The sequence below is a fragment of the Flavobacterium glaciei genome, assembly GCF_003350545.1.
In the GTDB taxonomy this organism is placed as follows: Bacteria; Bacteroidota; Bacteroidia; order Flavobacteriales; family Flavobacteriaceae; genus Flavobacterium; species Flavobacterium glaciei.
The window spans coordinates 248,717-264,365 of record NZ_QQBA01000001.1 but is presented as its reverse complement, the minus strand read 5'-3'; the positions used below and the strand labels follow the sequence as shown (position 1 = coordinate 264,365).

The following is a 15,649-nucleotide window of genomic DNA, read 5'->3' as shown; positions in this document are numbered from 1 at the left end:
AGATTATAATAAAACCGCTACAAAGAAACTTTAGTATATGATTACACTAGTTTTAACCAATAGGAATCGTGATTTACGGATTGTTAAGAATTGTTTAGAATCTCTTCGAAATCAAACAATAAATGAATTTGAATTGTTTTTTGTAGATTATGGTAGTGATTTGGATTACTTAGTAAAATTAAATGATTTGATGGTAAATTATAATACTGTTAATTTAATTTTGTGCCCAGTCAATGGTCAGTTATGGAATAAAAGTAGGGCAATCAATATAGCTTTAAAACAGACTAAAACTTCTCACTTTTTAGTGGGCGATGTAGATTTAATTTTTGCTCCTGAGTTTATAAACTTAGCTTATCAATTGATTAACGACAATGAAATTCATTATTTTCAATATGGTTTTTTATCAAAAGAAGAATCATTAAAAAATAAAAAATATGAAGAATATCAAGTTGACTTTAAGGGGAGTATGTCCGTCACAGGTACAACATTGTTTTCAACTGAAACCTTAAAAAAAATTAATGGTTATGATGAATTTTATCATGGTTGGGGTGCTGAAGATACAGACATTCACTTAAGGTTAAAAAATTTAGGTTATGAAATTAAATTTTATGATTCAACTATTTTAGTAAAACACCAATGGCACCCAAAACTATATCGAAATGCATTGAGCAAGCACCCTTTTCATAGTGGTTTAGAGACGGTAAATCATAATTATATGTACTTAGGGCAAGTGACTAAAAAAATTATTGTTAATGATAACCAATCATGGGGTGAAATGCCAGACATCGCAATGTATCAGCGATTAAAGTTAAATTCAACAACTGTCGAATTTGTTTTGCCAAATTCACTTACGATAATAATTGCTCTTTTAGCACAGTTAAGGAATTTTAAACAAGAAGTTGTATTTATCCGGATAGATGAGGTCAATTGGTATACAAAGTTTAAAAATGGTTTGAGAAAAGTAATTCAGAAAAAATCGATTTCTTATATTGGTTTAGAGCAAATAAATAGAATGATTTTAGAAGAAATAATTAAAAATTATCGTAATAATCCATATGAATATGCCTATGAAAAAGATTCAAAGTGTATTAAATTCAAAATGGTATTTTAAAGAATCTATTCATAAATACTTTTTTTATCTTGCATTGCGATTATTTATAGAAACTTATTTCGCATAATTATATAGAAGACAAGAAATAAATAACCGATTCACTTACAATTATGAAAAAAATAGGCATCATTCCACTGCGTAAAGATTCGAAAGGGATTCCGGGGAAAAATAAAAAGAAAATGGTAGGACGGCCCTTGTTTTCCTGGGTACTTACGGAAGCTATTTTTTCTGATTTGGATGCTGTATATGTATTTACAAACGATACAGAAATCATTAGCTATATAGAACGCGAATATTACTGGAGCGATAAGGTGTATGCCTTATTGCGCAACGAAGAAAATGCCAATGATACCGCTTCTACGGAGAGTACCATGATGGAGTTTTCTGAGAAAATTAATCATGATTACGGGGTTTTATGTTTGCTTCAAGCGACTTCGCCTTTGACCTTATCTGCCGATATTAATGCCGTTTTAGATAAAATTACTACAACACAATATGACAGTGCTCTTACTGTCGTCAACACCCATCGATTTACCTGGAACAAGGACGGAACTCCGCAAAATTATGATGTGTTTAACAGACCCAGAAGGCAAAATTTTGAGGGATTGCTAATAGAAAATGGAGCGGTATATGCTACTAAAAAAGAACTTTTTCTACATTCGAGAAACAGAGTAAGTGGTAGTATTGGATTAGTAGAAATGCCAGAGGAAACTTTGATGGAGATAGACAGCCTCTCTGACTGGAATATTGTTGAAAATTTACTGATAGAGCGACAAAAAAAGAGTAAAACCCAACAAAGAATCGACTATTTAGTACTGGATGTTGATGGCGTTTTTACAGATGGTGGGGTATATTATAATGAAGAGGGAGAAATGGCCAAAAAGTTTGATATGCGAGACGGTATGGGATTAGAAATTTTAAGAGAAAATAATGTTGAAGTAATCACACTAACTTCTGAAAATTCTAAACTGGTGGTGCAACGCATGCAAAAACTTCAAATTAAAGAGGCGTTTTTTGGTGTGAAAGATAAATATTCATTTCTGAAGCAATTTCTTGCCACTAAAAATAGTAGTTTTGGCGCTGTTGCTTATGTTGGAGATGATGTTAATGATCTGACTAATATGTGTAGTTGCAGTTTGTCTTTTGCTCCTGCAAATGCGACAACTACAGTAAAAATGAACGCTGATTTTGTGCTTGGAACAGCTTCTGGAGCCGGGGCTATCAGGGAAGTTTGTGAAATGATATTAAAGTATAATAAAAGATATGACTGAGTTAAAAAAACCGTATGTAATTGCTGAAATTGGCTGTAATCATAAAGGCGATATGGCAATTGCAAAAGAATTGATAAAGATTGCCAAGATATTTTGTAATGTTGACGCCGTAAAATTTCAAAAAAGAAACAATACGGAATTATTGACTGAAGAGCAATACAATGCACCGCATCCCAATGCCAGCAACTCTTATGGCGATACGTATGGTGCGCACCGTGAATTTTTAGAATTTGATGTAAACCAACATCAAGAGTTAAAAGAGTATTGTGAATCTATTGGAATTACGTATTCCACTTCGGTTTGGGACACGACTTCAGCCAAAGAAATTGCTTCACTTCAGCCAGAATTTATAAAGATACCATCCGCTTGTAATAATAATTTTGATATGTTGGGTTGGCTGTGTGATCATTATCAAGGAGAAATTCATATCTCAACTGGAATGACCACTAAAGATGAAACAGATACTCTGGTCAATTATTTTGTTGAAAAAGGCAGGAATAAAGACTTAGTGTTATACAATTGTACTTCAGGATATCCGGTTCCATTTGAGGATGTTTGTTTGTTAGATATTACTTTGCTAAAGCAAAAATATGGTGACACAGTAAAACATATTGGTTTTTCAGGACATCATTTAGGAATAGCAGTAGATATAGCAGCTTATACGTTAGGTGCCAACATTGTTGAAAGACATTATACTATAGATCGCACTTGGAAAGGAACTGATCATGCGGCTTCCTTAGAACCTATGGGATTGAGAAAATTAGCCAGAGATTTAAACGCAGTTCACAGTGCTTTGTCCTATAAATCAATGGATATTTTACCTATTGAACAAGTGCAAAGAGATAAGTTGAAGAATAAAAAGTAGTAGAGCAGTCTGCTAAGCTGTGAAAAATTTTTATTATATTTTTAAACCATTAAGAAATTAAGAAAATTAAGTTTTAACCTTAATGAACCTTAATTTCTTAATGGTTTAAAGAGAAAAAGAACTTTATTTTTATAAACTAATAAAAATTCAGGATTAGTAATATATAACCGCAAAAAAATCAATAATTAAACACCAAACGAGCTTGATAAATTAAATTATGAGCAAAAAAATATTTGTTTTTTTTCCAGATGGAGTAGGTTTGCGCAATTTCGCATTTACTAAATTCAAGGAATTAGGAGAACAAAAAGGACATCAAATTGTCTACTGTAATAATACCGTTTTCTCACTCAAATAGAATATATTTTAAGATAAAGTTCAATTGAGAAAAATCAACATTCTTGATTGAAGTGTTTTTTATTTTAGAAACAAAAATTTGTTAAACAGGGTATCACTAAATTAAAAATTTTAAAAGAAAAAAACAGTATAAAAGATATGAAGCGTTTAATTAAAAGAAAAATAAAAGGAATAAAGGACAGTTTAAAAAAAGAAATATTAAAATATGTCCTACCCAATGGGTTTTATTTTTCTCAAAAGGGTTATTGTCCTTGTTGTGATTTAGAAGTTCATTTTCAATCAAAAAATAGTTGGCTCAGAGATTATTTATTTGCAGTAATTGTAAGTCAATTCCACGAGAAAGAGCTTTGATGGTGGTTATTGAAAAATATTATCCAAACTGGAGAAATCTTGATATTCATGAGTCATCCCCAGGGAATAGAGGGGCGAGTTTAAAATTAAAAAATAATTCAAAAAATTATTTAGCAACTCAGTACTATCCCAATGAAGAGTTTGGAGCTGTTATTAATAATTTTCAAAATGAGGACTTGGAAAACCAAACCTTTAATGATTGTTCTTTTGACCTTGTGATTTCTCAAGATGTAATGGAACATGTATATAATCCTGAAAAAGCTTTTTCAGAAATTGCGAGAACACTGAGAAAAGGAGGCGCTCATATATTTACTCTTCCAATTATCAATAAGCATATGAAAACGGAAATTTGGGCTGTTAAAGGAGAAAATGGAGAGCCTATCTTTACTAACAAACCCGAATGGCACAGTAATGTGGTTGATGCTAATGGATCTCCAGTTACCATGCATTGGGGATTTGACATTGTCGATTTCATAAATGAAAAAAGTGGACTTAAAACAATAATTGAACATATTGATGATTTACATTATGGTATTAGGGGGGAATTGATTGAAGTTTTAGTCAGTGTAAAGTAAAATTCTATTTTTTAAAATAAATGAAGAAATGTGTTTTATTTAATTTTGGTTTTTATCAATAAGTTAATTTGTTTATGAGTAAAAAAATATTTGTTTTTTTTCCAGATGGAGTAGGTTTGCGCAATTTTGCATTTACTAAATTCAAGGAATTAGGAGAACAAAAAGGACATCAAATTGTCTACTGGAATAATACCGTTTTCTCGCTCAAAGAAGAGTTGGGTTATGATGAGGTTAAAATTGAAAACCATAGAATAAATAGGTTAACGCCAATCTATTCTCGTATTAGAAAACATATCGAATTAAATGTGTCACAAAAGAAGTTTAAGGATGATGTGTATCCTACTTATAAATTTCCTTTTAGTTACAATGGCATAAAAAATACTTTAATTACACTTTATACGAAGTTATTAATAGGATTGAATTCAACAGAAAAAGGGATTGTAAGAATCCGAAAACGAATCAATCGTCTGGAACGTTCCACTGAAAAATACCAGTATTGCAAAGCTCAGTTGCTAGAACACCAACCGGATTTAGTGTTTTGTACCACACAACGCGCTACGCAATCAATAAGCGCTTTATTGGCAGCCAAAGATTTAGGAATTCCTACTGTTGCTTTTGTATATTCATGGGATAATGTGCCTAAGGCAATGCAAGTGGTAGAAACCGATTATTATTTTGTTTGGAGTGATTTAATGAAATCGGAAGTTTTAAAATATTACCCATTCATAAACGAATCCCAAGTTATTGTTACAGGAACACCGCAGTTTGAACCGCATTACGACAACCTACTACTAAAAGAAAGAGCTGCTTTTTGTGCCGAACATCATTTGGATATAGATAAAAAATATATTTGTTATTCCGGTGATGATGAAACTACCTCGCCTTTAGATCAATATTATTTAGAAGATTTGGCACATGCTGTACGCAATTTAAATGCTAAAGGCAAGAATATTGGAATTATCTACAGAAAATGTCCAGTTGACACCACCAATAGATACGATGCTGTTTTACAAGCAAATGCAGATGTAATTGTTGCAATCGATCCTATCTGGAAACCTATGGGGAAACAATGGAATGAAATTTTGCCTACTAAAGAAGATTTAGGATTGTTGTACAATGTTTGCGCCCATTCTGAAATGGTAACGAATGTATGTTCCTCAACAGTTTTTGATTTTGTAGCTCATGAAAAACCCTGTATTTACTTTAATTACGAGCAACCCCAACTAAGAAAAGGCATTCGGGACATTGGACAAAATTATAAGTATGTTCATTTTAGAAGTATGCCCAGCCCACAAGCAGCTGTTTTTTGTACGGATAAAAAAGACTTGGAAAATTTGGTAAATCAAATCATCGAAGGTCAATTGTCGAATGTTTCAGAAGGTAAAAAATGGTACAAAATTGTTGCTGGTACCACTCCAACTCAAGCTTCGGAGAAAATATGGGAAAGTATTGATTTGATTTTAAAAAAATAAAATTTGAGTCTTTACTTTTAGTCTACTATGAAAAAATTTATAATTCAGATTATCGGTATTTTAACTATTATTCTAATACTACTATTGGCATTCGATTTTGCTTACACCTCTGTTTATAAAAATGCTAATCCAAGGACTAAATTCCAATATCTAAGAAGTCTTAAAAACTCCAAAGTCAATTATATTTTTCTAGGTTCTTCAAGAGTTGAAAATGGAATTGACCCATTCATTATTGAAAATAACACTCAAAAAAAATGCGTTAATTTAGGATATGAAGCGGCTAAACTGGGCGATATTTACACGGTTTTGCAATTGTTGAAATGGTATAATATTGCCTCCGATACGGTGTTTATTCAAGTAGATTATATTTATGACATTAAGGGTCACTCCATTAATTTACCGTATGAAATGGCGCCTTTTATTAAGGAAAATCAAATTACAAAAGACTATTTGATTGATTATGTAGGAGAAGATCTAAGTACGTATTATATTCCTTTTGTTAGATATTGTGCAAGTGATCAAAAAATTGGGTTTAGGGATGTTTTTGCAAACGTCATAGGCAAGAAAACGACGGTGGTCGCAAATAAAGGGTATAGTCCTTTACGAAAAAATGATGGTAAGCACAGCAACCATCTTGCCTTGCCAACCTCTATAGCATCACATAATCCTTATTACGAAAAAATAAAAAAATACGGAGCAGCAAATAATCTAAAAATTGTTTTCTTTTGTGCTCCTTTTTGTAAGCATACTAAAAATTTAGATTATATAAAAAAATTAAAAACTAAAATCCCAGATTTACATGATTTTTCTGATGCCATAGAAGAAGATTCGATGTTTGTTGATTGTTTTCATTTGAATGAAATGGGGTCAAGAAAATTCACTGAAATTGTAGTGGAAAAAATAATAAATAATAAAAAATAAAATTTAGCATGTTTTTCAATTCTCTATCTTTCGCTATATTTCTGCCTATCGTATTCCTGTTGTATTGGTTTGTTTTTAATAAAAATAAAAGCAATCAAAATGCAGTTCTTATTATAGCGAGTTATTATTTTTATTCTTGTTGGGATTGGCGTTTTTTGTTTCTGTTGGTTTTCTCTACTTTTTTAGACTATTACACAGGGATTCGAATTGAAAAAGCAAAATCCGAAGGCTCTCGAAAATTTTGGTTTTGGTTGAGTATCAGTATCAATTTGGGTTTTCTAGGTGTTTTTAAATATTATAATTTTTTTGCGGATTCTTTCTCCGATTTACTGAATGGGTTTGGATTACAAACAAGTCCTTTATTGCTGAATGTAGTTTTACCGGTGGGTATTTCGTTCTATACTTTTCACGGTTTGTCTTATGTTATTGATATTTATTTAAAAAGAATTAAGGCAGAATATAATTTTGTGGATTACTCTTTGTTTGTCAGCTATTTTCCATTATTGGTGGCAGGTCCAATTGAAAGAGCCACACATTTATTACCACAAGTAAAAGTGAAACGTACTTTTGATTATCAAAAGGCCAAAGAGGGAATCTTTCAGTTTATCTGGGGATTAGTAAAAAAAGTAGTTATTGCCGATACGTGCGCTACTTATGCCAATGCAATTTTTGATAATTATCATTCCATGAATTCACTTTCATTGTTATTGGGAGCAGTTTATTTTGCATTTCAGATTTATGGAGACTTTTCGGGTTATTCGGATATGGCTTTAGGAATGTCAAAATTATTTGGAATTGACTTATTACGTAATTTTAATTATCCATATTTTTCAAGAGATATAGCTGAGTTTTGGCGTCGTTGGCACATTTCGCTATCGTCTTGGTTCCGGGATTATTTATATATTCCTTTGGGCGGAAGCAGTGGTGGCATGGCGATGAAAATTCGAAATACCTTTGTAATATTTTTAATCAGTGGTTTTTGGCATGGCGCTAATTGGACATTTATAGCGTGGGGATTTATTAATGCCTTGTATTTTTTACCGTTGTTGCTTTTAAAAAAGAACAGATCTAATATGGAAACGGTTTCATTGTATTGGAATTGGAATTCACTTAAAGTGATTGCAAGTATTATTAGTACCTTTTCATTAACTTGTTTGGCTTGGGTGTTTTTCAGGGCAAAATCGATAGGAGATGCATTTGAATACATAACTCGTATTTTTACAAATCGCATTTTTGAATCTCAGTATTTAGAAAACGAGCGATACAATTTTGAAATCATCATTTTAGTCCTTGCATTTATACTTGTGGAATGGAAAAGCCGAACCAAATTAGAACCTATTTCTGGGAGATATAGTTATTTGAAATTAACGTTATGTCTAGCAGCGATTATAGCTTTGGGTACGTACTCTGATTACAAAGAATTTATTTATTTTCAGTTTTGATATAAATAAGAATATTGATTGTAAGTAACGTTTAAATTATAATTCGTCTCGACTGCGCCCGACGTGACAATAATGGGTACGGTGTCAAATCGAGCGCAGTCAAGATTTGCTCAGGACAGACTAAAGTCGAGAATTGTTCAGGGCGATATTTGTTTTAGAATAAAAAGCGTCTCGACTGCGCTCGACGTGACAAGAAGGGTACGTTGTCAAATCGAGCGTAGTCGAGATCGTCTCAGGGCCATATTAGTTTTAGAATAAAAAGCGTCTCGACTGCGCTCGACGTGACAAGAAGGGTACGTTGTCAAATCGAGCGTAGTCGAGATCGTCTCAGGGCGATATTAGTTTTATGATAAAAAGCTTCTCGACTGCGCTCGACGTGACAAGAAGGGTACGTTGTCAAATCGAGCGCAGTCGAGATTATCTAAGGTCGGTATCAGTTTTAGAATAAAAAGCGTCCTGACTGCGCTCGACGTGACAAGAATGGGTACGTTGTCAAATCGAGCGCAGTCGAGATTTTATCAGGGCGATATTATTTTTAGATTAAAAAGCGTCTCGACTGCGCTCGACGTGACAAATTGCAAATCAATTATCAAGTCTAGATAGGTTTGATAATAAAAAATTAGAGTATGAAATTCTATTATGTATATATTCTTCTTTGTAATGATGATTCACTCTATGTTGGAGTAACTTCTAATATTGATAGGAGGATTATGGAACATAATGCAGGTAAATATCAGGAAGCTTACACGCATAGTAGAAGACCTGTTACGTTATTTTTTTATCAGGATTTTACAGATCCTAATCAGGCTATTGAGTTTGAAAAGAAATTAAAAAAATGGAGTAGATTAAAAAAGCAAGCATTAATTGATGGGGATTTTGACAGATTACAAAATTTATCAGAATGTAGAAATGCAACGCATCATAAATACAAACCAGATGGTGAAGACGTAAATGAATAATTTGATTAAAAGTCTCGAGGTGACAATAATGGGTATGGTGTTAAATCGAGCGTAGTCGAGATTATCTCAGGTCGATGTCAGTTTTAGAATAAAAAGCGTCTCGACTGCGCTCGACGTGACAAGAATGGGTACGTTGTCAAATCGAGCGCAGTCGAGATTAGCTCAGGACGGAATAAAGTCGAGATTATCACAGGTCCATATCAGTTTTAGATTAAAAAGCGTCTCGACTGCGCTCGACGTGACAAGAATGGGTACGTTGTCAAATCGAGCGCAGTCGAGATTATCTCAGAAATAGCTAAAGTCGAGATTGTCTCAGGACGATATCAGTTTTAGAATAAAAAGCGTCTCGACTGCGCTCGACGTGACAAGAAGGGTACGTTGTCAAATCGAGCGCAGTCGAGATTTAATCAGGGCGATATTAGTTTTAGAATAAAAAGCGTCTCGACTGCGCTCGACGTGACAAGAAGGGTAAGGTGTCAAATCGAGCGCAGTCGAGATTTTATCAGGTCGATATTAGTTTTATAATAGAAAGCGTCTCGACTGCGCTCGACGTGACAAGAAGGGTACGTTGTCAAATCGAGCGTAGTCGAGATTATCTCAGAACTAGCTAAAGTCGAGATCGTCTCAAGGTGATTTTAATTTAGATTAGAAAGCGTCTCGACTGCGCTCGACGTGACAAAGTGCAACTCAATAATCAAGTAGAGTTTTCATACTGCGCTCGACGTGACAAGAAGGGTACGTTGTCAAATCGAGCGCAGTCGAGATTATCTAAGGTCGGTATCAGTTTTAGAATAAAAAGCGTCCCGACTGCGTTTAACGTGACAAGAATGGGTAAGGTGTCAAATCGAGCACAGTCGAGATTAGCTCAGAACTAGCTAAAGACGAGATTGTCTTGGGAAATCATCAGTTTTAGAATAATAAGCGTCTCGACTGCGCTCGACGTGACAAAGCGCAACTCACTGATCAAGTGGAGTGTTTAGACTGCGCTCAATGTTACAAAGCCATTGCAATATTTAAGAATTTAAAACCATAATATAAAAGAGAATATAACAGCAATGAAACGATTTTTAATTTTTACAACAAAAATACTTCTACTGACCTTACTTGTGTTGGTTGTTTTAGATTTTGTCTATACAAAAGTGTATTTGCAGTCTTCGAATAGAGGGAAAATAGGGTATGTATACAATTCAAAAGGTAGGGTTTATGATGTAGTTATTTTAGGGTCCTCTAGAGCTAATAATCATTTTGTTGCACCAATGTTTGAGGATAAAGGGTTAAAAGCTTTTAATTATGGTATGAGTGGCGGGCATTTGTTTGAAGCCTCTTTGTTTCTTAAATTAATGATAGAACGGAAGTATATCATAAAAAATGTAATCCTTGAAGCCGATTTGAACTTGTCGAATGAAAAGGAGTCTGAAAGTGTGGCGTCTAAATTTATGCCATATATTCACGATTCTAAAGTTATAGCATCACATTTTGCACAACAACCTGATTTTTGGACTAACTATTACCTTCCTTTTTACAGGTATATTGTCTTCGAACCTCAAATAGGGTTTAGGGAAATGTATAATGATGCTCTAAAAAAACCAACTAAGTTATTGGATCATTTAGGCTATTATCCATTGGGTAAAAAACCAAAAGCTAATATGAAAAATGACTTGACTAATCTAAAACCTCTACATAATAAATACTACGAAGAAATAAAGCATCTTTGCAAAATAAATGATATTAACCTTATAGCCGTTATGACACCCATGTGTACTAATACTAAAGGATTAGATTATTTTGAGAAAGTGCATCAAATGTATCCCGAAATTCACAATTATGAAAAAGCGGTTGAGGGTGATGAGTATTTTTCTTCTTGTGGGCACATGAATGATGCTGGAGCACGCAAGTTCACATCAATAATTTTAAATGATTTTTTTAAATAAAGTAGAGTGTGAAAAGGAAAGAAATACAATTCTTGTAAAGATATGAAAATTAGAAAACTTGGTATAGAATCTTTGGATTCTTGGATTATTTCAATAATATAGAATCACAATTTAAAAAGTAAAAAAGTATGAATATCAAGAATATAATTAAAAATCTATTTGGTGTAAATAATATAAAATTTGTTAAGTCATGGTTTGTAAGTTCAAATGAAAAGATTCTTATTGAGCAAAGACGAATTTTTTATAATCAATTCCTTAAGCCGGGTAGTGTTTTTTTTGATATTGGCGCAAATTATGGCAACAGAATTGAACCTTTAGTAAATGATAATATCAAAATTATAGCAATCGAACCACAGATAGAATGTGTTCGATATTTAAGAAAAAAATATGGAAAAAAAATAACAATACTTCAAAATGGAGTTGGTGAGGAAAATAAAACTCAACTGATGTATATTTCTACTAATGCTAATATTCTATCTTCATTTTCAAAGGACTGGATTGATTCTACTAAAAAAAGTGGAAGATTTAAAAAGATTAATTGGGACAAAACTCGGAAAATTGAAATGATTACTTTAGACTCATTGATTGAAACATACGGGAAACCAGATTTTATTAAAATTGATGTTGAGGGTTTTGAATTAGAGGTATTAAAAGGTCTTTCTCAAAAGGTGAATGTACTATCGTTAGAATATACCGTCCCGGAAAGAAAAGAAGCGTTAGTTGATTGTTTGCGTTATTTAAATAATTTGTCTAATTCAAATGTTTTATTCAATTATTGTATAACAGAAAATACAGAGTTTGCTTTGCCACAATGGGTTGATTTTAATGAATTATTGGAGGTTGTTAACACTAATGCATTTTTAAATACTCAATTTGGTGATGTATATGTAAAATTCAATCAATAATTGTAATCAAGGACACTATGCACATTGCTTTTCTAACTCCGGAATATCCACACGAAAGAGTAGCTCACGCTGCTGGTATAGGCACTAGCATAAAGAATTTAGTGGTTGCTTTGTCCAATGAAAAAATCAAAGTGTCAGTATTTGTATATGGGCAGCAAGAAGATGCGGTGCTTATCGAGCAGGGAATAACCATTCATTTGATCAAAAACAGAAAATACAAATTCATGGGTTGGTATTTTCATCGAAAGTACCTCCAGAATTATTTAAATAAATACATCCTGTATGAACAAATTGATGCTGTAGAAGCACCGGATTGGACTGGAATAACTGCATTTATGCATTTAAAAGCGCCATTGGTGATTCGGTTTCATGGTAGCGATACTTATTTTTGCCATATCGAAAAACGACATCAAAAAGCAAAGAATTTTTGGTTTGAAAAATTGGCAACTAAAAAAGCCAAGGCTTTTATTGCACCTACTACGTATGCTGGAAACGTCTCTAAGGAATTATTCGGGATCAAAAATAAACGGGTACAAACCATTCATTATGGACTGGAATTGAGTCTTTTTGAAAATCCAAATCCTAAACATTTCGAAAAGGGATTGTTGTTGTACATAGGGACAATTATACGCAAGAAAGGCGTGTTTGAACTACCCGAAATTTTTAAAAAAGTTAGAATGCAATTTCCAGATGCAAAGCTAATTTTAATTGGTGGAGATTCTTCGGATGTACAAACTGGCAGTCATTCGACCTGGCAACTGCTTCAAAAAGAATTTGATCCCCATGATTTAGAAAAAGTAAGTTACCTCGGAAAAATACCTTATCAGGATATTCAAAACTACATCAAACAAGCACACGTTTGTATCTTTCCCAGCTTTGCAGAAACTTTAGGGATGGTGACTATAGAATCAATGGCGTTACAAAAGCCTGTAGTTAATACTAATATTGGTTGGGCACAGGAATTGATTGTCGATGGTGAAAGTGGTTTTCTGGTTCATCCACAAGATCATACGCTTTACGCTGATAGAATACTAGAGTTATTAGTGGATACTAATCTTTGTCTGACAATGGGAGGAAATGCCCGAAAACGTGTGGAAGCTGTTTTTGATATTGAAAAAATAGCAGAACAGAATATTCTTTTTTATCAATCTATAATTGGCAAATCGTGATTGTAGTGTACCATCATAATAACCGTGTAGCTAAAGTTGTGTCGAATCATAATGAATCAGTTGCTGTTGAGGAGCATTTGAGCATTGCTTCAGTACTTATGACACTGTCTCGTCAATTTCCCCTAGAGCCTATCGTATGGTGTCATCAATTGCTGGAAAATAGTTTGAATATTGATGGTATTGCAAAGCTTTTTCATCATAATAAAATGATGCTTTCTTACGGTGTTTCTCCTTCTAGTTTTTTAGGAAACGGAATTGGCTATGTTGAAGAATCTCCTTTTATTAAAGTCAATAAAAAGTGTAGGTATCCTACTTGGTTAATGAGCAGTGATGTTGGAGTGATTCATGCTTCAGTACTAAAAATGATTGGAGATACTATAAAAGCAGACACTAATTTTGATTATTTTTTAAACTCATTGTCTAAGGTAGGAATGATTTTGGGTCTATTGTGTTATTCAGAACCTCAATTATTGTTAAAAAATGTATCACAAATACCTCCTGTAAAAGCCAATTTATTTGCTTTATTTCGATTTGTAAAACAGCATTATAAAAAACGCTGGATTGTATTGTTGTTTTTGAATTTACTTGTTTTTGAAAAACGATTTCCACTATTACCATTACTTTTTTCGTTGTTTTTTAAAAACAGAAAGAAAAGTGAATTGAGTTTAGATGGTATTCCAGTTCAAACTAATTTGACGGTTGCAGATAAAAAAACAATTGATGTTATTATACCAACCATAGGTCGGAAAAATTATTTATATGACGTTTTGCATGATTTGTCACAACAAACCCATTTGCCCGTTCATGTAATCATTGTAGAACAAAATCCGCAGCCGGGCAGTGTTTCTGAATTGGATTTTTTGACAAATCAAACTTGGCCTTTTAACATCAAACATACTTTTACCCATCAGGCTGGTGCTTGTAATGCCCGTAATTTGGCTTTAAGCCAAGTAGAAAGTGAGTGGGTATTCTTGAATGATGATGATAATCGTTTTGACGAAAAACTATTAGAAACATTTTTACATAAAGTAGATCAATATGGAGTTTCTGCACTAACAACGGCTTACCTTCAAAAAAATGAACCGCAACGCTACAGTATTACGAATCAGTCTGGAATATTTGGATCTGGAAATAGTTTTGTAAAGGCGAGTTGTTTGGCGACCGTCTCTTTTAATATGGCCTTAGAGTTTGGTTATGGTGAGGATATTGATTTTGGAATGCAATTGCGCAACAGCGGATTTGATGTTATTTATTTCCCAGAAATACGTATTTTGCATCTCAAAGCTCCTATGGGCGGTTTTAGAATCAAAGTAAAACAATTATGGGATGATGAAAAAATGCAACCTAAACCATCACCTACTATTATGTATGTTTTTTTGAAGCATTATACACTACAACAACTTCAGTGCTACAAATTAGTGTCTTTTTTTAAATTACTAAAAAAGGAATCTCTTTTGAATTATCCGGCATTTTTAAACAATTTTGAAAAAAAATGGAATAAGAGTCACTATTGGGCTACTAAATTATAACGAATGGAAATTAGTAATAAACAAATCAGTTTTCTCATTACACATTACAATAGACCCGATGATTTGTTACAATGTTTAACAGCTATTAAAAGCTTGAATATATCAAATTCAGAGATTGTTGTCTGTGACGATGCGAGCCAAAAAGAACACTTAAAAACAATTAAAAATTTCTCAATAGATAAGTTGCTTGTTTCCCAAACAAATCAGGGACTAGCGGCTAATATTAATAAAGGTATTAAAGCATGTCAGGGTGACTACATTATTTATTGTCAAGAAGATTTTCTTTTGTCTCCACAATTAAGCCATGTTTTGCCAGAATGCTTGGATTTATTGCAGCAGGGAAAAGTTGATTTGATTCGATTTACATCAAATTTTGCATTTAATAAATTATTTCCATTATCAAATGCTGTTTCTTTGATTCCAAAATTTTCATTCCAGAATTTTTTACAGAATTATTATCAATACAGTGATCATCCTTTCGTAACCAAAAAAAGTTTTTATGATCGATTTGGTACTTATTTAGAACAAACTTCCGGGAGGTATGGTGAAACTGAATATGCAATTCGAATACTTAAATCGAATGCTAAAATCGGGATAACAAATCAACGTTTGGCATCAACAATAGAGGGAAGCCAATCAGTTTTAGTAAACGAAAGCATAACTGCAAATAAAGAATATAATTTTAATAAAAAATGGGTTAAAATAGCCAGAGCATTCAGACTTTATTTGGAGTGTATCCTTTATAGTAAATCTAAAAGGGGATTGGTAACCTATAAAAATTTTAGAAAATAATA

General features: G+C 32.9%; 14 protein-coding genes. All 14 read left to right on the top strand.

The features are described from left to right. Positions 1-37 precede the first annotated feature (37 nt). Positions 38-1,111, top strand: coding sequence for a glycosyltransferase family 2 protein (locus DFR66_RS01240; protein ID WP_114753043.1), 1,074 nt, complete (start codon positions 38-40; stop codon positions 1,109-1,111). 110 nt (positions 1,112-1,221) lie between these two features. After that, positions 1,222-2,382 carry an acylneuraminate cytidylyltransferase gene (locus DFR66_RS01235; protein ID WP_114753042.1) on the top strand — a complete coding sequence of 387 codons (1,161 nt, stop codon included), beginning with the start codon at positions 1,222-1,224 and terminating at the stop codon, positions 2,380-2,382. Next, positions 2,375-3,247, top strand: coding sequence for an N-acetylneuraminate synthase family protein (locus DFR66_RS01230; protein ID WP_114753041.1), 873 nt, complete (start codon positions 2,375-2,377; stop codon positions 3,245-3,247). Before DFR66_RS01235 ends, DFR66_RS01230 begins: the two co-directional genes overlap by 8 nt. A 217-nt stretch (positions 3,248-3,464) precedes the next feature. Continuing rightward, positions 3,465-3,602 carry a hypothetical protein gene (locus DFR66_RS13825; RefSeq protein ID WP_158634629.1) on the top strand — a complete coding sequence of 46 codons (138 nt, stop codon included), beginning with the start codon at positions 3,465-3,467 and terminating at the stop codon, positions 3,600-3,602. Positions 3,603-3,891: 289 nt separating this feature from the next. Beyond that, positions 3,892-4,527, top strand: coding sequence for a class I SAM-dependent methyltransferase (locus DFR66_RS01225; protein WP_199755469.1), 636 nt, complete (start codon positions 3,892-3,894; stop codon positions 4,525-4,527). 74 nt (positions 4,528-4,601) lie between these two features. Beyond that, positions 4,602-5,999 (top strand): glycosyltransferase family 28 protein, encoded by a 1,398-nt coding sequence (locus DFR66_RS01220; RefSeq protein ID WP_114753040.1) that lies wholly within the window; start codon positions 4,602-4,604, stop codon positions 5,997-5,999. Between the two features lie 27 nt (positions 6,000-6,026). Further along, positions 6,027-6,920, top strand: a complete 894-nt coding sequence (locus DFR66_RS01215) for a hypothetical protein (protein WP_114753039.1) — start codon at positions 6,027-6,029, stop codon at positions 6,918-6,920. A gap of 8 nt (positions 6,921-6,928) precedes the next feature. Next, entirely contained in the window at positions 6,929-8,362 is a 1,434-nt protein-coding gene (locus DFR66_RS01210; RefSeq protein WP_114753038.1) for an MBOAT family O-acyltransferase, read from the top strand. A gap of 626 nt (positions 8,363-8,988) precedes the next feature. Then, positions 8,989-9,321, top strand: a complete 333-nt coding sequence (locus DFR66_RS01205; protein WP_114753037.1) for a GIY-YIG nuclease family protein — start codon at positions 8,989-8,991, stop codon at positions 9,319-9,321. A gap of 1,055 nt (positions 9,322-10,376) precedes the next feature. Continuing rightward, positions 10,377-11,252, top strand: a complete 876-nt coding sequence (locus DFR66_RS01200; RefSeq protein WP_114753036.1) for a hypothetical protein — start codon at positions 10,377-10,379, stop codon at positions 11,250-11,252. A 128-nt stretch (positions 11,253-11,380) separates the two neighbouring features. Beyond that, positions 11,381-12,157: an FkbM family methyltransferase gene (locus tag DFR66_RS01195; protein WP_114753035.1), complete on the top strand. Its 777-nt coding sequence runs from the start codon at positions 11,381-11,383 to the stop codon at positions 12,155-12,157. Between the two features lie 17 nt (positions 12,158-12,174). Continuing rightward, positions 12,175-13,326 (top strand): glycosyltransferase family 4 protein, encoded by a 1,152-nt coding sequence (locus DFR66_RS01190; protein ID WP_114753034.1) that lies wholly within the window; start codon positions 12,175-12,177, stop codon positions 13,324-13,326. After that, positions 13,323-14,855 (top strand): glycosyltransferase family 2 protein, encoded by a 1,533-nt coding sequence (locus tag DFR66_RS01185; RefSeq protein ID WP_114753033.1) that lies wholly within the window; start codon positions 13,323-13,325, stop codon positions 14,853-14,855. Before DFR66_RS01190 ends, DFR66_RS01185 begins: the two co-directional genes overlap by 4 nt. Before the next feature lie 3 nt (positions 14,856-14,858). After that, a complete protein-coding gene (locus tag DFR66_RS01180) occupies positions 14,859-15,647 on the top strand; it encodes a glycosyltransferase family 2 protein (RefSeq protein ID WP_114753032.1) in 789 nt (262 codons plus the stop codon). Positions 15,648-15,649 lie beyond the last annotated feature (2 nt).